Raw genomic sequence first — 22,994 nt, forward strand, 5'->3', positions numbered from 1 at the left:
GTGCGGTCAGCGGGTCAGGTACGCCAGCGCGTGGGCCGTCTCGTCGGCCGTGGGGCGGCCTGTGCCGTGCGCGGTGTGGGCGTGCGGGACCTCCTCGCCTGCGGCGACCGGGCCGGGTGGCGTGCCGTCGCCGAAGGGCCGGTCGCCGAGCTCCTCGCGGTGGTGCGGTGCGAGCCAGCCCGACAGGTCGGGCCCCGCGGGGACGACCTGCGTGGGGTTGATGTCGCTGTGGGTCACGTAGTAGTGCTGCTTGATCTGCACGAAGTCGATCGTGTCGCCGAATCCCGGGGTCTGATAGAGGTCGCGCGCGTACGCCCACAGCGCGCCGAAGTCGGACAGCCGCTGGCGGTTGCACTTGAAGTGGCCGTGGTAGACGGGGTCGAACCGGGCGAGTGTGGTGAACAGGCGTACATCGGCCTCGGTGATCTGACCGCCCATGAGGAAGCGGCGCGTACGCAGGCGCTCGTCGAGCGTGTCGAGGGCGGTGAACAACCGGTCGTATGCGGCATCGTACGCCTCCTGCGAGCCGGCGAACCCGCAGCGATAGACACCGTTGTTGACCTCGGTGAAGACCATCTCCATCACCGAATGCATCTCGTCGAGGGTCTCGGCGGGCCACAGGTCGGGGGCGCCCTCGCGGTGGTGGGCGGTCCACTCGAGCGCGAAGTCCTGAGTGATCTGGGCGAAGTCGTTGGTGACGACCCGTTGGGTCTCGATGTCCACGAGGGCGGGCACGGTGATGCCGCGCGGGTAGTCGGGCACGCGGTTGTCGTACGCCTGCTTGAGGTGGGTCAACCCGAGCACCGGGTCGACCATGCCGGGGTCGAGGTCGAAGACCCACGAGTCGACGTCGTGGGTCGGGCCGGGCATGCCGAGGGAGATGGCGTCCTCGAGGCCGAGCAGGCGGCGCACGATCATGGTGCGGTTGGCCCACGGGCAGGCCCGAGCGGCGATGAGACGGTAGCGACCAGACTGGACCGGCCACAGCCGACGCCCCTGCGGGTCGGTGCCCGCCGATGCGTCGGCGACGACGCGGTCCTGGATGTAGTTCATGTCCCGCCTGAAGTCTTGGCCGAGCTCCACGTAGGCCGCTCGCTTGGTCGCCCCCGAGTCATTCATGTTTACCATTCAACCATAACGCCGGACGTGTTCGCGGGTGGGTCTCGTGCCAGGGCTCGAGATCTGACACGATGGCGTCGAGATCGACCCCCACCGAGGAGCTGGCATGAGCGACTACGACGCCGACGACGACTACGAGTCGTTCGACCTGCGCGGTCGTGATGCCGCCGACGGTCCGGACGAGGACGTCGACCCGCTCGACGACTTCGACGACTACGACGACCTCGAGGACGCCACCGACGAGGACATCGACCTGGTCATCGGCGTCCACCGCGAGGACGGTGCCGCCGTGGCGACCCCGCTGGCCAAGGACCTCGCCAACGACCTCGACGAGCTCATCTCCCAGCTGCGCCGCCTGCCCGCCGACGCCGGTGCGCTCGGGATGGTCTCGCTCGCCGACGAGGTCTTCGTGATCTGCCGTGTGCGCGGTGCCAAGGTCCAGGCCCTCCTGTCCGACGGGTACGCGGCCAACGACTGGCCGATCGCCCGCGACGTCGCCGACTTCCTCGGCGAGGACGCCCCAGACGACGAGGACGACTCGGAGCCCCTGGGTGACCTCGGCATGCTCGAGGACCTCGGCATCAGCGAGTTCGAGATGGAGCAGATCTGCGACGACCTCGACTCGGACGTCGACGAGCTGATGACGCGGATCGCCGAGAAGATGGGCGCCGGCGACCAGTTCCGCAAGGCGCTCGACGCCTTCGACGACTGACCGTGCGGCTCCACGACGCCATGGGCGTCGCGCTCGAGGCCGCCCGTGCGGCGCGCGCCCAGGGCGACGTGCCGATCGGTGCCGTCGTCCTCGACGCCGACGGCCAGCTCGTCGCGACCGCCGGCAACGAGCGCGAGCTCACCGGCGACCCGACCGCCCACGCGGAGGTTCTGGCACTGCGCCGAGCTGCCGAGGCGTCGGGGGAGTGGCGCCTGGAGGGGCACACGCTCGTCGTCACCCTCGAGCCCTGCACGATGTGCGCCGGTGCGCTGGTGCTCAGCCGCGTGGCCCGCGTGGTCTTCGGCGCGTTCGACCCGAAGGCCGGCGCGGTGGCGTCCCTGTTCGACGTGGTGCGCGACCCACGCCTCAACCACCGCCCCGAGGTGATGGGCGGCTTCCGCGAGGACGAGTGCGCCGCTTTGCTGCGTACCTTCTTCGCCGCCCGCCGCGACGACTGAGCGCGGTTACGCAGGGCGGAACGCGGTGCACCCCCCGCAGTCGGGGTGACAGGATGGGCACCATGAGCATCCTGAGCAGCGTCGAGCGCGCGCCCCGCGACCCGATCCTCGGCCTCACCGAGGCCTACAACGCCGACACGCGCCCCGACAAGGTGAACCTCGGCGTCGGCGTCTACACCGACGAGTCCGGCAAGGTGCCCCTTCTGGAGTGCGTCAAGGCTGCCCAGGCGAAGCTCGCCGAGGCCCACAAGCCCTTCGGCTACCTGCCCATCGACGGCCTGAAGGCCTACGACGACGCCGTCGCCGAGCTCGTCTTCGGCCCGTCCGTCGAGCGTGACCGCATCGCCGTCGTGCAGTCGCTGGGCGGCACGGGCGCCCTGAAGATCGCCGCGGACTTTCTCAAGTCGGTGAATCCCGACGCGCAGGTCTACATCTCGAACCCCTCGTGGGAGAACCACCGCGCCCTGTTCGCCCGCGCCGGATTCGATGTCGAGACCTACCCCTACTACGACGCCGCCAACCGCGCGGTCGACGTCGACGGGATGATCGCGACCCTCGAGGGCCTCGACGAGCGCACGATCGTCGTGCTGCACGCCTGCTGCCACAACCCGACGGGGTACGACCTGAACCCCGACGAGTGGGGCCGCGTCCTCGACGTCGTCCAGCGTCGCGACCTCGTCCCGATGCTCGACATTGCCTACCAGGGCTTCGCCAACGGCATCGAGGAGGACGGCGCCGTCGTTCGCCGTTTCGCCGAGGCCGGTGTGACGACGTTCGTCACCAACTCGTTCTCGAAGACGTTTTCTTTGTACGGCGAGCGTGTCGGTGCGCTGTCGGTGGTCTGCGGGAACGCGGACGAGGCTGCCCGGGTCATGTCGCAGCTGAAGATCATCGTGCGCACGACCTACTCCAACCCGCCCACCACGGGCGCCCAGATCGTGTCGACGATCCTGACCGACCCCGAGCTGCGCCACCAGTGGGAGGACGAACTCGCTGGCATGCGCAACCGCATCAAGGAGATGCGCCAGGGCCTGCGCGACGGCCTGCGCGCCGCCCGTCCTGACATGGACGTCGACTACATCACCACCCAGAACGGCATGTTCTCCTACTCCGGCCTCACCCCGGAGCAGATGCAGGCCCTGCGTGCGGAGCACGGCGTCTACGGCCTCGACAGCGGGCGCATCTGCGTCGCGGCGCTGAACCCCGGGAACCTCGAGCGCGTCGTCGCGGGGGTCGCCGCCGTGTGACGGCCACCGGGTGAACGATTGGCGTCATCGAATCAAAGAAGGTAATGTCTCTCGACGGTGACGTGTCTGAGCGGCCGAAGGAGCTCGCCTCGAAAGCGAGTGTAGGGAGACCTACCGCGGGTTCAAATCCCGCCGTCACCGCCAGATCGGAAAGGGTCGGACCATCGGGTCCGGCCCTTTCTGCGTTCGGGGGCATCGGCGGTGGCGTCTGCTGCCGGCGGCGGACGCCCACCACGCGGGCGTTCGGGACACATGCCGAACGGCGAGACTTTCCACGCGATCACCAGTGAATTGGTGGCCGGGGCCGTGCTGAACACCGCCGCCGACGAGACGCCGATGCGCGGCGGCGCGGCGGCCTCCCGGCTCACAATGCTCGTCGTCGTCGACTGCCTGTTCACGGCGGTCGCACAGCAGCGGTCGACCAGACGGTGCAGTCGGTCGTGGCGATGCTCGAGGCCGTGCGTACGCGCCACCGACGCAGCCGCTGAGCAGACGCGCGCCGAGGCGTCCGTCTGTGAAAAAATAGGGTCACCACAACACGCAGGAGGCCCGGATGGCGATGGACCTCGACCAGCTGATGCTCGTCGGATCGGCTGTGGTGATGGTCGCCATCGTCTCGTCACGCATCGGCTCGTGGATGGGCCTGCCCTCGCTGCTGCTCTTCCTCGGCCTCGGCATAGGCCTGGGCGAGGCCGGTTTCGGCATCCAGTTCGAGGACGCGTCGCTGGCCCACTCCTTGGGCTTCGCCGCGCTCGTGCTGATCCTCGCCGAGGGCGGACTGACGACCCGCTGGGTCGAGATCAAGGGGGCGATCCCCGTCGCGGGCCTGCTCGCGACCGCCGGCATCGGCGTGAGCGTGGGGGCGTGCTTCCTCTTCGGCCATGTCGTCCTGGGGCTCGACCCGTGGATCGCGGTGCTCCTGGGCGCTGTGTGCTCGCCGACCGACTCGGCGGCAGTGTTCTCGGTGCTGCGCAAGGTGCCGCTGCCGTCGCGGCTGCGCTCGACGCTGGAGGCCGAGTCCGGTCTCAACGATGCCCCGACGGTTCTTCTGGTGAGCGCCGCCAGCGCGTACGCCGCCGGCCATGCGGGGGAGGGGCTCGGTGCCTTCGTCCTGATGGTGGGGTTCGAGCTCGCCGGCGGGCTGTTCATCGGCGTGGTGCTGGGTTGGTTCGGCGTGAAGCTTCTGCGCAACATCGCCCTGCCCAGCGCGGGCCTGTACCCGCTCGCCGCACTGGTGTGGGCGATCCTCGCCTACGGCCTGGGCGTGTTCGTGCACACATCCGGCTTCGCCGCCGTCTATGTGTGTGCCGTGATGCTCGGCAACGGCGGCCTGCCCCACCGCCAGGCGACCCGCTCGTTCGTCGAGGGCATCGGCTGGATCGCCCAGATCGGGCTCTTCGTCATGCTGGGCCTGTTGGCCTCGCCGGGGCGGATCACCTGGGGGACCGTGGGCATGGCTCTCGTCTTCGGCGTCTTTCTCACGCTCGTCGCCCGCCCTCTGTCGGTGTACGCGGCGGCGGTCTGGTTCAGGGTCCCGCTGCGGGAACAGGTCTTCCTGTCGTGGGCGGGCCTGCGCGGGGCGGTGCCGATCATCCTCGCGACGGTGCCGCTGGTCGACCGGGTCAACGGTGCGGAGAAGCTCTTCGACGTCGTGCTCGTGTTCGTCGTCGTCTTCACGGTCGTCCAAGCCCCGACCCTGCCGTGGACGGCCCGAATGCTCGGCCTGACCGACGCCGGGCCCACCGACGTCGAGGTCGAGGTCGCCCCCATGGAACGCATCCACACCGAGCTGGTCCAGGTCCGCGTGCCGGAGCACTCCCAGCTCGCGGGCGTGGAGATCGGCGAGCTGCGTCTGCCCCGGGACGCCGTGGTCTCGCTGGTCATCCGCGGTGAGGAGCCGTTCGCCCCCGACGAGCGGACGCTGCTGCGTACGGGGGACGAGCTGTTGGTCGTGACCCCGACCCGTCACCGGATGATGGTCGAGGAGCGCCTCCGTGAGGTCGGCCAGCGGGGACGCCTCGCACGCTGGCGCCGAGGCCTGGGTGCGCCCGACGAGGCCGACACCGACTGACCTGGTCCACCCATCTGTCCGCACCGGCCGACCCGGCCCGCACCGGCCGACCCGGCCCACACCGACCGACCGGCTCGCGCGCCGACCGACCTGCACCGGCCGACCCGGCCCACACCGACCGACCGGCTCGCGCGCCGACCGACCTGCGCCGAACGACGAGATCGCCCCGCATGTCCTCGGGAACCGGCACGGGGCGATGAAGTTCTGGACGGGCCCTCGTGGGACGGCCTCACTCGAGGGTGGTCGGGGGCTCCGGGAGGCACAGGGTGGGCTGTCCCACGGGGATGGTCGTGGGGGCCTGCTTCTGCATGGCGTCGTAGTCGTTGCCGATGAGCACCTCGACGGCGTGGTCGGCGCGGGTCGCGTCGCCGACCTTCTCGGCCTTGGTGAACCACCCGGCCACGAGCTGGACCTCGGGCGCGTCGGCGGAGAACCCGATGACTTGGGTCTTGGGCGAGCGCTGCTCGGCGTTGCCAACCTTGGTCACCTTGAAGCCGTGGCTGCGGAGCTGCTGGGAGACGTCACCGGCCTTGCCGCGGAGCTTCGAGCCGTTGTGGACGCGTACGACGACCTGGGACGAATCGAGCACCCCGTTGTTGATCGGGGTCTGGACGCACGGCTTGACGTATTTCGGCCCGAGGGGCGCGGTTACCTTGGCCATGCCCCACTTGTAGGCGAAGAGCAGCAGTCCGAGCACGAGGAGCAGCGTCAGGGGAGTCTTGAGCATCCTCCAGTACTGACTGGCCACAGGGGTCTCCGATCCTGCTCGAGGAAATTGCTGTCCGCAGGACTTTACTACCTCAGCTCCAGTACCCGGGCATGCATCGTCTGACGCTGCTGCAGCGCGGCGCGCAGCGCCCGGTGGAGACCGTCCTCCAAGTAGAGCTCCCCGCGCCACGCCACGACGTGGGCGAACAGGTCTCCGTAGAACGTGGAGTCTTCCTCCAGCAGGGCCTCGAGGTCGAGGGTGCGCTTGGTGGTGACCAGCTGGTCGAGGCGCACCTGATGCGGCGCGATGGCGGCCCACTGCTTCTGGACATAGCCATGGTCCGGGTAGGGGCGGGTGTCGCCGACTCGCTTGAAGATCACGCGGCCACTGTAGTCAATACCGACGGGGGAGCCGGTTCCCGCCAGATCACGATTTGGTTGGGAATGCATAACGAATCCGTCGGTGCCGTATGGGATTCTTGCTGGCATGAGCGAAACAGCTGCGTACGCCGAGACCATCACGACCGGCTACACGTTCGAAGAGCCCGCCATCGAGCTGGGCGTCCTTGTGGAGAACGACGCCCCCGTGCCGTCGGCGAAGGTACGCATCCCGCTGGGCATGCTGAACCGACACGGCCTGGTCGCCGGCGCGACCGGCACCGGCAAGACGAAGACGCTACAGGGCCTCGCCGAGCAGATCTCCGCCGCTGGCGTACCCGTGTTCGCCGCCGACATCAAGGGCGACCTCTCGGGCCTCGCCTCGCCCGGACAGTCCAACGAGAAACTGACGGCGCGCACCCAGAAGATGGGCCAGGACTGGCAGCCGCAGGCGTGCCCGGTCGAGTTCTACGCGCTGGGCGGCCAGGGCAACGGTGTGCCGGTGCGCGCCACGGTGACGAGCTTCGGCCCGACGCTGCTGTCGAAGGTGCTCGGCCTCAACGACGTCCAGGAGAGCTCGCTCGGCCTGGTGTTCCACTACGCCGACCAGCAGGGCCTGCCGCTGCTCGACCTGACCGACCTGCGCGCCGTGCTCACCCACCTCACCTCCGACGAGGGCAAGGAGGAGCTGAAGACGATCGGCGGCCTCTCGGCGGCGACCGTGGGCGTCATCCTGCGCTCCCTGATCACGATGTCCGACCAGGGCGCCGACCAGTTCTTCGGCGAGCCAGAGTTCGACACCTCCGACCTCATGCGCGTCACGACCGACGGCCGCGGCATCATCTCGCTGCTCGAGCTGCCGAACGTCCAGGACCGCCCCCAGCTGTTCTCCACGTTCTTGATGTGGCTGCTCGCCGACCTGTTCCACGACCTGCCCGAGGTCGGCGACGTCGACAAGCCCAAGCTGGTCTTCTTCTTCGATGAGGCCCACCTGCTGTTCAACGACGCGTCCAAGGCGTTCCTCGACGCGATCGCCCAGACCGTACGCCTCATCCGCTCCAAGGGCGTCGGCGTGTTCTTCGTGACCCAGACCCCGAAGGACGTCCCCGACGACGTGCTCGCCCAGCTCGGCTCGCGCGTCCAGCACCAGCTGCGCGCCCACACCCCCAACGACGCCAAGGCGCTCAAGCAGACCGTCGCGACGTTCCCGAAGTCGCCGTACGACCTGGCCGAGGTGCTCCAGCAGCTCGGCATCGGCGAGGCGATCGTCACCGTCATGGATCCCGACGGCGCCCCGACGCCCGTCGCGTGGACGCGCATGCGCGCACCGCAGTCGCTCATGGCGCCGACGCCGGAGGACCAGCTGAAGGCTGGCATCGCCGGCTCGCCGCTCATGGCGAAGTACGGCCAGGCGATCGACCGTGAGTCCGCCCGCGAGATGCTGGCCACCCGCGTGGAGGAGGGGGCGAAGGCCGCCGAGGCCGAGCGCGTCGCCGCCGAGCAGGCCAAGGCCGCCGAGGCCCAGGCCAAGCTCGACGAGAAGGCGCGACTGGCTGCCGAGAAGGAGGCCCAGAAGGAGGCGGAGCGAGCCGCGCGCGAGGCCGAGAAGCAGCGCCTCGCCGAGGAGAAGCGGAAGGCCAACGAGAAGGGCCTCGTCGAGTCGGTCGTCGAGTCGCCCGTCTTCCGCGACATCGCTCGCACCGCCGGCCGAGAGATCGTCCGCTCGATCTTCGGCACCGCGCGCCGCCGTCGATGACCAGCCAGAGCCCGGCCGAGCCAGATCGTCTGGCTCGGCCGGACCAACGGCCTGGGCGACCTCAACCGCACTATCGACTTCGACTTCGCAGAGACCCGCTCGTGAGGCCTGGGCTGCATGGGCGGAGGCGTCCTCGTCCCGGTCCTCGTCGCCGTGCTGGTGCTGTCCCAGTCGGGCAACCCGGTCTTCACGTGGGGCACCATCGCCCTCGTCGTGCTCCTCGGGCTGGTGAGCTTCGGGTTCGGGTGGACCCAGCGCCGCGACGCGGGAAAGCTCTCCGGCCGTCCGCGTACCTGTTCCTGCACGGCATGGTGCTTCCCCATACCGGCGCCAACGCGGTGCCCGGTGCGGCGGGGGAGACCTCGCACGACGACACCCGCCGGGTCGGCTGGTGCCGGCGCGGCGGCGCCCCGCAGCGGCTGGCGTACGGGTTCACGGCGGCCAACCTCGAGCTGGCGATGGAGGCCATCGCGTACGCCCGCTCGCTGGGCGGGTACCGCTGAGAAGCCTGACCGCTCGGTGAGAACTTTGCCAGAGCGGGTTTCTGGGTGCTGCGCGCCGGCGTCGCCAGCCCTAGGCTGACGAGCATGAAGATCCTCAAGATCCTGTTCGCGCTGGCCGGCGTCGTCGGCCTCGCCGTTGCTGGCTACTACCTGTTCAACGCCTGGGTGGACATCCGCAGCATGATGGCGATCGCCAACGCCAACCGCTCCGCCGAGTTCGTCAGCCCCTGGCAGAAGGTGCTCACCAGCACCCTGCTCGCCACCGCCGGAGCCCTCGTCCTCGGTCTCGGCATCGGCCTGCCCATGCGTACCGCCGGCAGCGTCCGCAAGAAGGCGCTGCAGGACGCGGCCGACGCCCGTGAGCTGCAGATCCGCGACCGCGCCGCCGCGCGTGGTGACGACCGGGAGGCCTGAGGTGGCGCTCACCGACTCCGAGCACGTGCTCGTCTCGACGTTCAACCCCGACGTCGACACCATCGAGCAGGCGGTCACGGCCTCCGACCTCCGCGTCGGCTTCTGGACCGAGCTCGAGACCGCCGCCGCGCGCTTCGCCGACGGGGCCGTCGTCATGCTGCGCGCGTGCAACCGCTCGGGCAAGCCCGACCTCGAGGTCCCGCTGCTGGAGGGCCGCGCCGAGGTCCTCACTGAGGGCCCCATGTTCGAGGAGGTCCGCGACGCGGTCGCCGACCGATTCGGCAAGGGCGCGATCGGCGAGGGCGTGGTCGACAGCGTCAAGGGCCTGTTCGGCAAGAAGGACACCACGGCGTACGTCGTGATGGTGAACGTCACCGCCTGAACCACGGACACCCACAACGAGCAACGCCGCCCGGTCGAACCGGGCGGCGCTTCCTCGTGGCGGAGGATGCGGGATTTGAACCCGCGAGGGCGTGAACCCAACCCGCGTTCCAAGCGAGCGCCATAGGCCTCTAGGCGAATCCTCCGTCGGAGAGCGTACAACGAAACGGCGGGTCGACGCGAACCGCGCCCGGCGACGATTGGTGGGGCCGCCCCGCACTGGCTACACTTGGCTGAAGGTTCCCCGTGCGGCGGTATCTTGCCCAACTCCCCCAGGACCGGAAGGTAGCAAGGGTAAGCGAGCTCTGTCGGGTGCGCGGGGGACCCCTTTCTTTCCCGCCCCGCGAGATCTGCTTCTCCGCACTCCGGGCGAGAGACGAGCGATCGCGGGCCACCCGCGCCCCCGTTCCCCGAGCGAGCGCGGCCACCTGCGCCTCCGTTCTCCGAGTCGGCGCGGCCACCTGCGCCTCCGTTCTCCGAGCGAGCGCCAGCGAGACGAGGAGCGTGCCAGATCAGCTCCGATTCGTCTCCGAGCCCCGGATCTTTGGGGTCCGAGGCGAACTTGAGGTCGATTCGGCACGGTCGGCACCCGGTGACGGGTCCTCCCGCGGGAGGATGTGGGCCCCGGCCGCGTTCCCTAGGCTGACGGGGTGCTGCGCAACCTCCGAGCGATCCCCGTCGGCGACGTCGTGGTCGCGGCGCTGTTCGTCGTCGTGGCCGCGATCGAGGGCACCTTCCTCGTCGAGTTCGGGCCACGGTGGCCGTATGTGGCGAACGCGTTCGTGCACTTCGCGCTGGTGCCCGCGATGCTGCTGCGGCGTACCCATCCCGTCCCGTCGTTCGTCGCCTCCTACTCGCTTCTGGCTGTTCTCGGCGCGGTGGTGACCCTGTCGCCGCTGAACCTCGGCATCTCCCCGGCCCTGTTCGCCGCGCCGCTGTCGGTGCTCGCGATCACGCGTCACGGCCCGTCGCCGCGCTGGGGGTACGCGGCAGTCTTCCTCGGGATCGCTGGCTCGTTCGCCAGCCCGTTCGTCCGCGCGTCGGGGCTGTCGTTCCTCGGCATCGCGATGCACGTGCTGATGCTGGTCGGCTGCTACGTGTGGGCGGCCAAGCAGCGCCAGCTCGCCGAGCGGCATGCCCGTGACCTCGCCGAGCAGGCTCGTGCCCACGACGCGCGGGCCGCGCGGGCCGCCGAGGAGGAGCGCACCATGATCGCCCGCGAGGTGCACGACGTGGTCGCGCACAGCCTCGCCGTGGCCCGCGTCCAGGCGTCGACGGCCCTGGCGATCGGTGGCGAGGAACACCTACGGGCGGCGCTGGAGACGATCAAGGACCTGACCGGGTCGGCCCTCGCCGAGACCCGCGACCTCGTCGGGTCGCTCCGCGAGCAGGGCGACACCGCTCCCGCCGGTGACCTGACGGCACTGCCCGGTCTCGCCGAGCAGGCCCGCAGTGCGCTCCCGGAGCTGTCCGTCGAGCTGCCCACCGAGGGCGACCTCGCCGCCTGGCAGCAGCAGTGGCCCGCCCGCGTGCGCTTGACCGTCCTGCGCGTCGCCGGCGAGGCCCTGGCGAACCTCGTCAAGCATGCGGGCGGGGAAGCCATGTTCTCTCTCGCGCACGCCGACGGCGTGGTCGTGGTGGAGGCCATCAACAGCCGTACGCGGGACTCCGGACTGCCCGGAGGCCACGGCCTGGCCGGCGTACGCGAGCGTGTCGTCGCCGCCGGTGGAACCCTCGAGGCCGGCCCCGACGGCGACGGCTTCGCGCTGCGCGCGACGATCCCCGTCGCCAGCGCATTCCCCGAGCGACCGCCGGCGAGACCAGGAGAGACCCCCACCCCAGGAGGAGCCCCATGATCACCGTCGCCGTCGTCGACGACCAGCCGCTGCTGGTGTCGGCCTTCGTCGCACTGATCGACGCCCAGCCCGACATGACCGTCGTCGCGCGTGGCGCCGACGGGCAGCAGGCGGTCGACCTCTCGGCCGGGCACGAACCCGACGTGCTGCTCATGGACCTGCGCATGCCCGTCCTCGACGGGGTCGAGGCCACCCGGCGGATCGTGGCTTCCGGTGGGCCCACCCGCGTGCTGGTCCTCACCACGTTCAACGTCGACGAGCTGGTGACGGGCGCGCTGGCGGCGGGCGCGCGCGGGTTCCTGCTGAAGGACGCCGAGCCCGAGGCGGTCCTCGACGGGATCCGTGCCGTCCACGCGGGGCGCGCCGTCCTCGACCCGGCCGTGGCGGAGCACGTCGTCGGAGCGATGAACCGCGCCGGTGCGGTGCCCCACGCGGACGAACGCCTCACAGCCCGCGAGGTCGACGTGCTGAGTCTCATCGCCGAGGGCCTGACCAACTCCGAGATCGCCCAGCGGCTCGTCGTCGCCGAGACGACGGTCAAGACCCACGTCGGCAACCTGCTGATGAAGCTCGGTGCGCGCGACCGTGTGGCGCTGGTCGTGCTGGCGTACGCGATGGGGCTGGCCGACCCGGTACGGACCGCCGGCCGGCTGCCCGGCTGACCTCCTCCCACAGGAGGAGGGGGTGGGGGAGAGGACCCCAGAAGTCCCTTCCGCGGCAGGATCCGCGGGCGGCGCGGGCGCGGAACTCTGGAGACATGAACACCGCACCGACCCTGACCTGCCGGGGGCTGACGAAGTCCTACGGCGACCAGCTCGTCCTCGACCACCTCGACCTGACCGTCCACCCCGGTCGCGTGTACGCGCTGCTGGGCCGCAACGGGGCCGGCAAGTCGACGACCTTCAAGATCGTGCTGGGGCTGCTGAAGGCGGACTCCGGGACGGTCGAGGTGCTCGGCGCCCCCTGGACGCGCGCCAGCCTCGACCAGATCGGCGCGTCGGTCGACGGCCCGGCGTTCTACCCGCACCTGTCGGCCCACGAGAACGTCCTTGTGCACGCCCGCCTGACCGGGACGCCCAAGCAGCGTGTCGACGACGTGCTCGCCGTCGTCGGTCTCACGGGGACCGGCCGCAAGCGCGCGGGCTCGTTCTCCACGGGCATGAAGGCCAGGCTCGCGCTGGCGATCGCCCTGCTCACCGACCCGGCGATCCTGCTGCTCGACGAGCCCCAGAACGGCCTCGACCCCGAGGGCATCATCGAGCTGCGCCGCCTCCTGCGCGACCTCGCCGCGGCCGGACGCACCGTCCTGATCTCCAGCCACCAGCTCGGCGAGGTCACCCACCTCGCTGACGACATCGGCGTGCTGGCCGCGGGCCGCATGGTCTACCAGGGACCGCTCGACCTGTTCGCCGAGGGCGACCTCGAGGCCGCGTACCTCCGCGCCACGACGGGGGTGACGGCATGACCACGCTCATCCGCACCCTGGCCGCCGAGCTGGTCGCCACCCGCCGCACCTTCGGCGGTCTCCTGTGGGTCCTCGGCCTGCTCGTGGCGTTCCTGCAGTGCTCCGGCTGGCTGCTGATCGCGACGCGCGACCTCCAGTCGTGGACGGCGCTGCTGGCGTGGGAGTCCATGTACGCCACCGGTCTCGCAGGCGGTCTTGCCGGCCTGGTCGGCGCGCTGGCAGTGACCCGCGAGCGGTCCACCCGCTCGGCGGGCACCCCGTCGCGCTCGCCCGGACAGGGGATCACGCACGTGTCCCGGTTGCTGGTGCTCGCCGGTGAGCTCGCCCTGTTCACGGCGGCGCTGACGCTGCCGATGCTGCCGTTCGGCGTCGCCATGGGCCTGCCCGGCGTGCCGGTGGGCCGGCTGGCCGCGCTCACCGTCGTGCTTTGGGTGGGGGCGCTGCCGTGGTTGGCGCTCGGCGTGCTGGTGGCGCGTCGTCTGGGCCTGTACGCCGCGGTCGCGGTCACCTTCATCGGTCACGTGGCGGGCACGATCCGTGCCGAGCACGCCACCTGGTGGGCCGAGCCGTGGACGTGGGGCGTACGCGCGGCCCTGCCCCTCCTGCACACCCACGCCAACGGGGTGCCCGCACAGCCCGGCGAGGCCGTCCTCTCGCTGCCCGTGACGACGCTGTCGCTGATGACGGGTGCGGCAGCCCTGGTCGTCGCCGTCCTCGCTGTGGCGGTCCCCGCCCGGACGCCCCGACCGCGTCGCTCCGAGACCGCCCATGCAGGCCCGGCAGCGCCGCTGGTCGTCGACGCCCCCGTGCGCCGGGGTCGGCCACGGACGGTGGTCGCGGCCCTGTCGGTGCTGCGTACGTGGTGGGTGTGGGCGATCCCCGTCGGGGCGCTGCTCCTGATCACGGTCACGCGGCTGCTGTGGCGACCCACGTACGTCCATGGGCTGATGGCGCTCGTCGTGATCCCCGGCATGACCTGCCTGCTGGCTTGCCTGACGACCCTGGCCCACCGCGACGGGCTGCGCGTCGCCCTCACCCGGGTGAGCGCCTGGCGCTGGTGCGCGGCGCAGACCCTGGTGCTGGGGTTCCTGATCGTGCCGCTGGTGGTGTGGGGCGCACTGCTGTCGGGGCATGCCGGTTCGGTGCTCGTCGTGGGAGCCACGTCGGCGCTGGCGCTGCTGCTGGTCGACCTGTGGCTGGCCACGCACTTCGGCATTGGTGTCGCGCTGGGCGTGACGTTCGTCGGCCTGGTCTGGTCGGTCACCCTGGGCGGCTCCCAGCTGGCGGAGGGGCCGGTGCTCTGGCTGCTGGGGCCGTGGGTGTACGCGTACTCGGCGACTGGCGGCGACCGCATGCTCGTCGCCGCCGGGCTGTCCTTGCTGGTGGTGCCGGTCGCGGCGTACCTGTGGACGAGGTCTGTGCGCCGCGCCGCGGCCCTGTCCTGATGTGACTCCTAGCTGTACTGATCGGACACGTTGGTCAATCGTGAGAACGGCGGCTGGTTCCCGTAGACCGTGTGGGGCCGGTGCTGGTTGTAGTAGTGCAGCCAGCCCTCGAGCTCGCCGCGACGTTCGGCTTCGGAGGTGTAGCAGCGGGCATAGGCCCAGCCGTCGGCCAGGGTCCGGTGGAATCTCTCGATCTTGCCGTTGGTCTGCGGCCGATACGGCCTGGTGCGCTTGTGCTGATCCCGAGCTCGACGCAGTTGTCGCGCCACAGGTGTGAGCGGTAGGCGCCGCCGTTGTCGGACAGAACCCGCTCGACGGTGATGCCGCGGGCGTTGAACCACTCGACGGCTCGGACCAGGACCCGGTGGCGGTGAGGGCGGTTTCGTCGTCGTGGATCTCGGCGTAGGCGACGCGGGAGTGGTCGTCGATGACGGTGTGGACGTAGGCCTTGCCCATCAACGGGTCCCGGTACTTGTTCCTGGGTTTGTCGGGGGTGGCGGCTCGGTTCTTCTCGCCTTGGCGGCGGCCGACGTAGCGCCAGCCTCCGCCGTCGGGGATGTTGCCGAGCTTCTTCACGTCGACGTGGAGCATGGCGCCGGGGTGGTCGTGTTCGTAGCGGCGGACGGGCTCGCCGGTGGCACGATCGACATGCGTCAGGCGGTTGAGGTGCGCGTCGGACAGGATGCGGTGAACCGTTGACGGTGCGATCCCGAGCCGACAGGCCAACTGGACTGGGCCTTCTCGGAGGCGTAGGCGTAGTTGGATGCAGCGCTTCGTCGTCGCTTGGCTCGTCTTGTCGGTGAGTGGTGCGGTCGTGAGGAGCGGTCCTGCATGGGCTGGCCGGCGCGGTAGCGGTCGGCCCAGCGCTTCACGGTGGGCCAGGAGACCTGGAATCGGGCGGCGACCTCTCTGACAGGCCAGCTCTCGTCAACCACGAGCTGGGCAACCTTGAGGCGGTGACGTGGAGTAAGTGCTGCATTTGCATGAGTCATGGCGGCATTCCCTTCGGGTGCAGCGACCATCCCGAAGGGTTCTTGTCAGTAGCTCTGGGCGTAGTGGCGCAGCGCTTGGGCGGCGAAGCCGGCGGCTTTGGCACCACCGAAAGCGGGATGGAAGTCTAGGTTGGTGGCATAGAGGTTGGCCATGCCGATGAGCATGGCGCGGGTCTTGTCCAGGTCGCCGGCATGCCCGGGCGTCCCGGGGATCTGGGCGAACCAGGCGGCGTGGGCGGCTGCGTGCTGTTGGGCCGGGTCGCCGAATGGGGAGACACCCGACTGGTGAAGTTCGCCCCACCGCGCCAAGAGTCGCTCGGCATCGGCTTGGAACTGGCGCTGCTGGGTGAGGCTCTTGGCATGCCACCACCGGTTGGACTGCTCGAAGACCACGCGTCCCCATCGTTGGGTCACCTCAGCCTCGTAGTGGTCGTTGAAGCCTTCGAGCATCATGTCCATCCGGGGCTGGCGCCCCTCGCGTCTCATCGCCACTGTGTGCTCGACGGACGCGATACGACGTCCCAGTGCTTCCCGCTCGTGCTCGAGGTGTGTCAGGTGCGCCTCGAGGGCGGTGATCTCGTCTCCTGGGTTCGCGTCACTTGCCAGTGCTTCGCTGATCGCACTCAAAGCCAGGCCAGCTTCACGCAGGAGCAGGATGCGTTGCAGGCGTGCCACGGCGACGGGTCCGTAGTAGCGGTAGCCGTTCGCGCCGATCCGGTCCGGGACGAGCAGGCCGATCTGGTGATAGTGACGCAATGTCCTGGCGCTGATGCCGGCGCGGTCAGCGAGTTCTTGGACGGTCCACTCCACCATCTCGGCCTCTCTCGTCAGCGGGCAGGCATTGTCAGACCCAACTGTGGCAGTGCCACGGCCAGGATCTCGGAGGCGGGCGTGGCCACAGCCCTGGCGGGTGACTGTCCGGTGGCCTCCAGAAAGGCGGACACGATGCGAGCCCCGGCAGCGTAACCAGCGCCGGTGGGCAGCCCGACCGGTGTCGCGCCGAACAGGCGAGCGCTCGGATCGCCCAACACCCAAGCCGCGAAATCCTGCATGCCAGTCACGTCCAAGCCCTCCACAACGCGGCGCAGCACCTCGTCACTGGTACGGGTCTGGTCGCTGACGAAGTGCGTGAATCCCTGCTCGCCCACCATGTCGGCGGCGAACAGGTCCGCGAGACCCTCAGCCACCACGTGCTCACCAACCGTCACCGTCTGCGGGTTCCACACCACATGTCCTGGCGAGTACCGCACATTGTGGTGGAGCTCGTGCAGGGCGATGCCCTCCAACCGCGCCAGAACCTCGTCGGTGGGCCAGATCGTGATGGCGATGTACCCGCTGATCCCACCGAAGGCCGACAGGCCGCGGATCTCATCCATGAAGTGCTTGTTGGTGGGATCCCCGAGCACGAGCAACACCTTCAGGTCAGGCATCGCCACAGTCGGATCGGCGGCACTCAGCCCCCGCAGCCCCGTTTCGAGCGCTCGCTCGACACGGCCCCAAGCATCGGCGCGTTCCAAAGCGTCGACCGCGCCGAGGATCTTGTCTGCCGCTACGGAGGGTCCGAAACCGAAGTTCTGGCTGTGAACCGCGGCCAGATCAGGGCCACCGGGAATGAAGAAGTACATCCCCGCCATCGGCTCCCACAGTCTGCGAGCCGCGTCCTTCCACTGCTCCGGAGAACTGCTCACCATCGCCCGCATCCCAGCGGCACTGTCAATCATCGTCACTGTCATGCTCGCGACGCTAAACATTGACGCTGCGTCAAGGTCAAGCTCCTGACCGTCGATCAACGTGTCCGGTCAGTACAGCTGATATGGGTGTGGTTCTTGTCAAGAGGGCAGGACGAGGCGCCACCAGGCTGGATGCTTGGTGGCGCCTCTCCTTGTGTTGGCCCGAAGTGGTGTTGACGAGGGGTTTCGCGTGTCTGTCGACGGCGATGTCAGTCTGATAATCGCGGGTTGGTTACCGCAGGACGGTGCTTTCGGCTCGGAACGTCACGCCTGTCTAGCGTCGAGCGTCGCCGGCGTCGTTGATGACGGCTGCTCATAGGTGTATCGCGGGTCGTTCCGGTCGCTGCGTCGCCCCTCGCGGACCTGGCTTTGGGCCAAGTTTGTGGGCCCCGAGGGGCTATTCCTCGAGGACGGCCAGCGACCAGCACCAGCCCGCGAGCTCGCGGGCGATCGCGGCGTTGGCGACGTTGTTGGCCTTCTTGCGGGCTTTGAACTGGTTCCAGCGATGGTTCAACCGGCGATTGCCCAGGTCACCGCGGGCCCGGGCAGCCGGGGACGCAAGATCCCAACGGTCACGGATCGTCTTGCCCGGGACGTAGCGGTGCTGGTGGTGCCAAGCGGCCTCGACCAGCAGCCGCCGGGCATGACCGTTGCCGGTTTTCGTGATCGGCCCCAGCGACCGGGACTGCCCGGACGAGTTCTCCGACGGGACGAGCCCCAGGTAGGAGCCGATCGAGTTGCCGCTGAACCGGGCCCAGTCGCCGATCTCGACCGCCAACCCGAACCCCGTCAGCGTCGAGATCCCTCGCAAACAGCCGAGCCGACGGACGGTGTCGGTCCACGGACTGTCGGCAGCCATGGTGGTGATGCGGTCATCGAGACGATCACGGCGCGCCGTGATCGTGACCACGCTGTCGTAGGCCTCATCGAAGGCGGCCTGGACCAAGGGCGAGTCGAAGCGTTGCCGGCGCAGCCACGCGTCATGGGATCCGACCCAGGCCTGCCCGCCCGAATAGACGATCCCATGCCGCAGCAGCAGCTTCGACAGGCGATGCCTGGCCCGCATCAGATCACTGCGGCAGTCCTCGCGGGTCCTCACCAGGTCACGAGCAGCCTCGGTCAGCTCATCAGGAACCGCGACCGCAGTGAACGCGTCCAGCCGCAACAGCGTCGACAGGTGTTCGGCGTCGATCGCATCAGTCTTCACCCGAGCCCCGGAAGGCTTCTGGAGCTTGGACGGGGCCGCGACGACCGTCCTGATGTCGTTCCCCAGCAGGGTTCGGGCCAGACCGTAACCGGTCGGGCCAGCCTCATAGATCGCCGCTGATGGTCCGGGCAGGGCCTTGATCCAGGCCGTCACTTCCACAGGATCGGGGCAGAGTCTTGCTTTGAAGATCTCGCCGGTCTGGACATCCATCGCATGCGCCACCACGGAGCGGGCATGCACATCCAGACCAACACTCGTACGCTCAGTAAACAACCGGGGCCTCCCACGTATGTCGGAAAGGCCAGACAGGCCCACCCTGTCCGGCAACCCACGAATCGTTACGCGGCGAGGCCCCGGCCTGCCAGAGCTTCACCCCCGATCGGGGTCACCCATACCGTCTAGCGGTGGAGGTCCTCGTCGCCGTCGATCTCGAGGACCTCGCGGGCGACGTCACCCTCGACGACCACGTCCTCCCGGACCTTCTCGCGGGAGATGGTGACGCGCTCGTACGGAACGGTCTCGACAATCACGCGCTCCTCGTGGAGGACGATCTCGCGGGGCTTGCGCAGGCCGCCGGCGCCCTTGAGGGTGTCGGGGTCGTCGAGCTCGATGATCTCCAGCACCTCGCGGCGCACGGGCACGGTGACCGTCTTCTCCTCCTCGACGACCTTCACGCGGATGCGTACGGCGGAGGCACGGATCTTCTCGGTGCCGGCGACGAGACGCTCCTCGTGCAGGGTCAGTGCCCCGTCGCGGTCGTCGCGGAGACCGTCGTGGAGCCCGTCCCGGCGGGGCGTGCGGTCATGGGTCTCACCCTCGAGCGAGCCGAACTTCGCGTCGTTCTTGTCCTGGGCCATCACGCTCTCCTTAGAAGTGGTTGTATCGACATTATCCGCCCATGCCCATCGGTGCCGGAGGGCGGTGGGAATTGTCGGAGGGGCCCACTAGGGTTTCCGACGTGGACGACGGAGAAGAGCTGGACGAGCTCGGCTACGGCTTCGAGCCGTTCGAGCAGGAGGGCGAGTCGCTGCTCGGGGGCGACGACCCCGTGGCCGACGTCTCCTCCGAACCGGCGCCCGCGCGCGAGATGGAGGCCCCGCCGGCGCGTGAGTCGCGCCCGGTGCGCGACGCGCCCCCGGCGCCGTTGGCGCTCTACCGCCGCTACCGGCCCGACTCCTTCGCCGACGTCATCGGTCAGGAACACGTCACCGAGCCCCTGATGCGCGCGCTGACCAACAACCGGGTCAACCACGCCTACCTGTTCTCCGGCCCGCGCGGCTGCGGCAAGACGACGTCGGCGCGCATCCTCGCGCGCGCCCTCAACTGCGAGCAGGGCCCGCGTCCCGACCCGTGCGGCGAGTGCCAGTCGTGCCGTGACCTCGCCCGTGGTGGTCCCGGTTCGATCGACGTCATCGAGATCGACGCGGCATCCCACGGCGGCGTCGACGACGCCCGTGACCTGCGTGAGCGTGCGTTCTTCGCGCCGGTCCACTCGCGCTACAAGGTCTACATCGTCGACGAGGCCCACATGGTCACGACGGCGGGCTTCAACGCCCTGCTGAAGCTTGTCGAGGAGCCGCCGCCTCACGTGAAGTTTGTGTTCGCGACGACCGAGCCCGAGAAGGTCATCGGCACGATCCGCTCCCGCACCCACCACTACCCGTTCCGGCTCGTGCCGCCGAAGGTGCTCCAGGCCTACCTCGGCAAGCTCTGCGACGCCGAGGGCATCGCGGTCGAACAGACGGTGCTCCCGCTGGTCGTCCGCGCCGGTCAGGGGTCCGTGCGCGACTCCCTTTCGGTGCTCGACCAGCTGCTGGGCGGTGCGAGCGATCAGGGCGTGACGTACGCCCAGGCCGCAGCGCTGCTGGGCTACACGCCCGACTCGCTGCTCGACGAGATCCTCGACGCCTTCGCCGCCGGCGACGCCAAGGGCGTCTTCCAAGCGGTCGACAAGGTCATCGAGGTCGGCCAGGACCCGCGCCGGTTCGGCGAAGACCTGCTGCGCCGCCTGCGTGACCTCGTCATCGTCGCGGCGGTGCCCGACGCCCTGAGCTCGGGCCTCATCGAGGCCGCCGACGACCAGGGCGAGCGGCTCGCGTCCCAGGCCGCGGCCATGGGCGCGGGCGAGCTGACCCGTGCGGCCGAGGTCATCGCCGAGGGCCTCACCGAGATGCGTGGCACGACGGCGCCGCGACTCCACCTCGAGCTCATGTGTGCGCGTGTCCTGCTCCCGGGCGCCGACGTCGACGAGCGTGGTGTCCACGCCCGTCTCGATCGGCTCGAGCGCCGCATCGGCATGGCCTCACTCGACGGTCCCGCGCCGGAGGCTCCGCCGTCGTCCACACCGCTCGTCCGCCCCGAGGAACGTGTCGCACCGGCGGCCGGTCGCCCGGCCGAACCCTCCACCCCGGCGGCCCCGGCGGAGCCCGCCGGCGGTGATGCGACACACCGTGCCGCCGAACAGGCGGCCCGGCCAGAACCGCGACAGCCCGAGACCCGCCAGCCGGAGCCCCATCAGCCGGAGCAGCCGCGGGGTCCCCAGCCACCGGCACCCGCCGGCCCGCAGCAGTCCGGCCCGCAGCAGCCGCGTCCGGCAGCGCCCCAGCCCCAGGCGTCGCAGCAGCAGCCCCAGACAACGCAACAGCCGCCGGCTGCGCAGGGCGCGCCCTCTGGCGGTGGTCTGACGACGGCAGATGTCCGACGGCTGTGGCCCGACGTGCTCGAGGAGGTCAAGGGTCGTCGTCGGTTCACTTGGGTGCTGATCAGCCAGAACGCCCAGGTCCACGACGTCTCCGACGGCGTCCTCACCCTGGCCCTGAAGAACGCCGGTGCCCGTGACGGGTTCTCGCGCGGTGGCAGCGAAGACGTGCTGCGCGACGCGATCGTCCAGGTGATCGGTGCCGACCTCAAGATCCAGACACTGGTCGACGGCGCCGCTGCGGCGCCCCAGCAGGGCGCGCCGCGTCCGCCCGCCCAGCGACCCCAGCCGCCGGCCCAGCCCGCCGCGGCCCCGCAGCAGTCGCCCCCTCATCAGCCTGCCCCGAGCGGGCCCCCGCAGGGCGGCCCTGGTCATCCGCAGCCCGCCCAGGGGACGTCCCGCCCCGCCGCGGCGCGCGGCCAGGAGGCCCCGCCCGACGAGTGGCCCGAGCCCGACCTCGAGGAGGCTCCGCCAGAGGACGCCCACCTCGCCGCGCCACGCGAGCCGTCCCGGCCCCAACCCACGCCACCCCAGCCAACCCCGCCCCAGACCAACCAGCCGGAGCGGGACGAGCGGGGTGGGGCGCCCGTCGCTGCGACGCCGCCGCCCCAACCCGCCCCGGCCTCCCTGTCGGCGCGGGCCCGCGAGGGCATCCGCCCGACCCGTCAGGGGCCCGTGGCCGCGACGCCGGAGGAGGAGCCGGACTACGACGAGTCCGACTTCACCGAGGTCGAGACGGTCGACACGGCGACCACCACCGAGCTCCTCACCAAACACCTCGGCGCCGAGCTGATTGGTGAAGAGGACACCCCCACATAGGCTTGACTCACACGACCGAGAGGATGCTGCCGAGATGATGCCCGAAGGCATGGACATGAACGCGCTGCTGGCCCAGGCCCAGCAGATGCAGGCCCAGATGGCCCAGGCCCAGGAAGAGCTGGCGGCCACCGAGTTCGAGGGTTCCGCCGGCGGCGGCCTCGTCGAGGCGAAGATGACCGGTGCGGGCGAGCTCATCGGCCTCACGATCAAGCCGGAGGCCTGCGACCCCGAAGACACCGAGTCACTCGCCGACCTGGTCGTCGCGGCGATCCGCGACGCCTCCCACAAGGCCCAGGCGATGACCGAGGCGAAGTTCGGCGGCATGACCCAGGGGCTCGGCTTCTGATGTACGAGGGCCCGGTCCAGGATCTGATCGACGAGCTCGGCCAGCTCCCCGGCATCGGTCCCAAGAGCGCCCAGCGCATCGCGTTCCACATCCTCAGCGCCGACGCCGAGGGTGTGGAACGCCTCGCCGACACGCTCCGCCGCGTCAAGGAGACGGTGAAGTTCTGCGAGGTCTGCTTCAACGTGGCCGAGGAGGACCGCTGCCGCGTGTGCCGCGACCCGCGGCGTGACCAGACGACGATCTGCGTCGTCGAGGAGCCCAAGGACGTGGTGGCGATCGAGCGCACGCGTGAGTTCCGTGGCACCTACCACGTGCTGGGTGGGGCGATCAGCCCCATCGACGGCATCGGCCCGGCCGATCTGCGCGTACGCGAGCTCGTCCAGCGACTCGGTGACGGGACCGTTCAGGAGGTCATCCTCGCCACCGACCCCAATCTGGAGGGTGAGGCGACCGCGACATACTTGAGCCGTCTGATGCTGCCCATGGGGGTGAAGATCGCGCGGCTCGCCTCCGGCCTGCCGGTCGGTGGCGACCTGGAGTACGCCGACGAGGTCACCCTCGGACGGGCATTCTCAGGACGCCGCTACGTCGAGGCGTGAATCTCCCCATCCGGGCCGCCTGGGCGGGCTAGCGTGCAGGCATGCTCGCTCCCTCCTCGCCCCGGGGGTGTCCGGGGCGATCGCTCTCGC

Annotated in this window: 22 protein-coding genes, 2 tRNA genes, 1 other RNA gene and 1 pseudogene; 17 read left to right on the forward strand and 9 right to left on the reverse strand. The window is 70.0% G+C overall.

The genetic code is table 11. The annotated features are described in order from the left end of the window. Positions 1-6 precede the first annotated feature (6 nt). Positions 7-1,119 carry a glutathione S-transferase family protein gene (locus tag ACYVGD_RS15915; RefSeq protein ID WP_460744764.1) on the reverse strand — a complete coding sequence of 371 codons (1,113 nt, stop codon included), beginning with the start codon at positions 1,117-1,119 and terminating at the stop codon, positions 7-9. A gap of 106 nt (positions 1,120-1,225) precedes the next feature. Between ACYVGD_RS15915 and ACYVGD_RS15920 the strand changes: the two genes are divergently transcribed. From ACYVGD_RS15920 to ACYVGD_RS15940, 5 genes are all read left to right on the forward strand, one after another. Continuing rightward, complete coding sequence (locus ACYVGD_RS15920; protein WP_460744765.1) at positions 1,226-1,831, forward strand: tRNA adenosine deaminase-associated protein; 606 nt, start codon at positions 1,226-1,228, stop codon at positions 1,829-1,831. 20 nt (positions 1,832-1,851) lie between these two features. Continuing rightward, positions 1,852-2,289, forward strand: a complete 438-nt coding sequence (locus ACYVGD_RS15925; protein ID WP_460744849.1) for a nucleoside deaminase — start codon at positions 1,852-1,854, stop codon at positions 2,287-2,289. A gap of 62 nt (positions 2,290-2,351) precedes the next feature. Next, positions 2,352-3,536 (forward strand): amino acid aminotransferase, encoded by a 1,185-nt coding sequence (locus ACYVGD_RS15930; RefSeq protein ID WP_460744766.1) that lies wholly within the window; start codon positions 2,352-2,354, stop codon positions 3,534-3,536. A gap of 56 nt (positions 3,537-3,592) precedes the next feature. Then, positions 3,593-3,680 (forward strand) — tRNA-Ser (locus tag ACYVGD_RS15935). A gap of 409 nt (positions 3,681-4,089) precedes the next feature. Further along, on the forward strand, positions 4,090-5,607 hold the full coding sequence (locus tag ACYVGD_RS15940; protein WP_460744767.1) for a potassium/proton antiporter: 1,518 nt from the start codon (positions 4,090-4,092) through the stop codon (positions 5,605-5,607). Between the two features lie 229 nt (positions 5,608-5,836). Here the strand turns inward: ACYVGD_RS15940 and ACYVGD_RS15945 are convergent, their stop codons facing one another. Continuing rightward, positions 5,837-6,334, reverse strand: coding sequence for a LytR C-terminal domain-containing protein (locus ACYVGD_RS15945; protein ID WP_460744768.1), 498 nt, complete (start codon positions 6,332-6,334; stop codon positions 5,837-5,839). Between the two features lie 68 nt (positions 6,335-6,402). Then, positions 6,403-6,696, reverse strand: a complete 294-nt coding sequence (locus ACYVGD_RS15950; protein ID WP_460744769.1) for a type II toxin-antitoxin system VapB family antitoxin — start codon at positions 6,694-6,696, stop codon at positions 6,403-6,405. 106 nt (positions 6,697-6,802) lie between these two features. On the opposite strand from ACYVGD_RS15950, the gene ACYVGD_RS15955 reads away from it, so the two are divergent. The 4 genes from ACYVGD_RS15955 to ACYVGD_RS15970 all read left to right on the forward strand — a co-directional run bounded on the left by ACYVGD_RS15955 (position 6,803) and on the right by ACYVGD_RS15970 (position 9,748). Further along, on the forward strand, positions 6,803-8,449 hold the full coding sequence (locus tag ACYVGD_RS15955; protein WP_460744770.1) for a helicase HerA-like domain-containing protein: 1,647 nt from the start codon (positions 6,803-6,805) through the stop codon (positions 8,447-8,449). Between the two features lie 308 nt (positions 8,450-8,757). Further along, complete coding sequence (locus ACYVGD_RS15960; protein WP_460744771.1) at positions 8,758-8,952, forward strand: hypothetical protein; 195 nt, start codon at positions 8,758-8,760, stop codon at positions 8,950-8,952. An 84-nt stretch (positions 8,953-9,036) separates the two neighbouring features. Continuing rightward, complete coding sequence (locus ACYVGD_RS15965; protein ID WP_460744772.1) at positions 9,037-9,366, forward strand: hypothetical protein; 330 nt, start codon at positions 9,037-9,039, stop codon at positions 9,364-9,366. 1 nt (position 9,367) lies between these two features. Next, complete coding sequence (locus ACYVGD_RS15970; RefSeq protein ID WP_460744773.1) at positions 9,368-9,748, forward strand: hypothetical protein; 381 nt, start codon at positions 9,368-9,370, stop codon at positions 9,746-9,748. A gap of 57 nt (positions 9,749-9,805) precedes the next feature. On the opposite strand, the gene ACYVGD_RS15975 is transcribed toward ACYVGD_RS15970, so the two are convergent. Then, positions 9,806-9,893, reverse strand: a tRNA-Ser gene (locus ACYVGD_RS15975). Positions 9,894-9,982: 89 nt separating this feature from the next. Here ACYVGD_RS15975 and ffs point away from each other — a divergent pair. The 5 genes from ffs to ACYVGD_RS16000 all read left to right on the forward strand — a co-directional run bounded on the left by ffs (position 9,983) and on the right by ACYVGD_RS16000 (position 14,513). Beyond that, positions 9,983-10,079: signal recognition particle sRNA small type (gene ffs / locus ACYVGD_RS15980), an RNA gene on the forward strand. Between the two features lie 318 nt (positions 10,080-10,397). Continuing rightward, positions 10,398-11,603, forward strand: coding sequence for a sensor histidine kinase (locus ACYVGD_RS15985; RefSeq protein WP_460744774.1), 1,206 nt, complete (start codon positions 10,398-10,400; stop codon positions 11,601-11,603). After that, a complete protein-coding gene (locus ACYVGD_RS15990) occupies positions 11,600-12,265 on the forward strand; it encodes a response regulator (protein WP_460744775.1) in 666 nt (221 codons plus the stop codon). The genes ACYVGD_RS15985 and ACYVGD_RS15990 overlap by 4 nt, the downstream gene beginning before the upstream one ends. A gap of 95 nt (positions 12,266-12,360) precedes the next feature. Further along, positions 12,361-13,068 carry an ATP-binding cassette domain-containing protein gene (locus tag ACYVGD_RS15995; RefSeq protein ID WP_460744776.1) on the forward strand — a complete coding sequence of 236 codons (708 nt, stop codon included), beginning with the start codon at positions 12,361-12,363 and terminating at the stop codon, positions 13,066-13,068. Beyond that, positions 13,065-14,513 (forward strand): ABC-2 family transporter permease, encoded by a 1,449-nt coding sequence (locus ACYVGD_RS16000; protein ID WP_460744777.1) that lies wholly within the window; start codon positions 13,065-13,067, stop codon positions 14,511-14,513. The genes ACYVGD_RS15995 and ACYVGD_RS16000 overlap by 4 nt, the downstream gene beginning before the upstream one ends. 8 nt (positions 14,514-14,521) lie before the next feature. Here the strand turns inward: ACYVGD_RS16000 and ACYVGD_RS16005 are convergent. The 5 genes and pseudogenes from ACYVGD_RS16005 to ACYVGD_RS16025 form a co-directional block, all read right to left on the reverse strand. Then, a pseudogene (locus ACYVGD_RS16005) lies at positions 14,522-15,505 on the reverse strand (IS481 family transposase). A gap of 45 nt (positions 15,506-15,550) precedes the next feature. Next, positions 15,551-16,318 carry a MerR family transcriptional regulator gene (locus ACYVGD_RS16010; protein WP_460744778.1) on the reverse strand — a complete coding sequence of 256 codons (768 nt, stop codon included), beginning with the start codon at positions 16,316-16,318 and terminating at the stop codon, positions 15,551-15,553. A gap of 14 nt (positions 16,319-16,332) precedes the next feature. Next, the gene (locus tag ACYVGD_RS16015; RefSeq protein WP_460744779.1) at positions 16,333-17,238 is read right to left on the reverse strand and encodes a DUF2268 domain-containing putative Zn-dependent protease; all 906 of its coding nucleotides are present in this window, start codon (positions 17,236-17,238) and stop codon (positions 16,333-16,335) included. Positions 17,239-17,632: 394 nt separating this feature from the next. Next, positions 17,633-18,682: an IS110 family RNA-guided transposase gene (locus ACYVGD_RS16020; protein ID WP_460744780.1), complete on the reverse strand. Its 1,050-nt coding sequence runs from the start codon at positions 18,680-18,682 to the stop codon at positions 17,633-17,635. Positions 18,683-18,840: 158 nt separating this feature from the next. Further along, a complete protein-coding gene (locus tag ACYVGD_RS16025) occupies positions 18,841-19,299 on the reverse strand; it encodes a YsnF/AvaK domain-containing protein (protein ID WP_460744781.1) in 459 nt (152 codons plus the stop codon). 41 nt (positions 19,300-19,340) lie between these two features. Between ACYVGD_RS16025 and ACYVGD_RS16030 the strand changes: the two genes are divergently transcribed. From ACYVGD_RS16030 to recR, 3 genes are read left to right on the forward strand one after another with little or no spacing between them, the layout of a single operon-like run. Beyond that, positions 19,341-21,959, forward strand: a complete 2,619-nt coding sequence (locus ACYVGD_RS16030; RefSeq protein WP_460744782.1) for a DNA polymerase III subunit gamma and tau — start codon at positions 19,341-19,343, stop codon at positions 21,957-21,959. A gap of 34 nt (positions 21,960-21,993) precedes the next feature. Then, a complete protein-coding gene (locus ACYVGD_RS16035) occupies positions 21,994-22,305 on the forward strand; it encodes a YbaB/EbfC family nucleoid-associated protein (protein ID WP_460744783.1) in 312 nt (103 codons plus the stop codon). Then, a complete protein-coding gene (gene recR / locus ACYVGD_RS16040) occupies positions 22,305-22,904 on the forward strand; it encodes a recombination mediator RecR (RefSeq protein ID WP_460744784.1) in 600 nt (199 codons plus the stop codon). The genes ACYVGD_RS16035 and recR overlap by 1 nt, the downstream gene beginning before the upstream one ends. The last annotated feature ends 90 nt before the right edge of the window (positions 22,905-22,994 follow it).

It is taken from the genome of Mariniluteicoccus endophyticus (genome assembly GCF_054780035.1).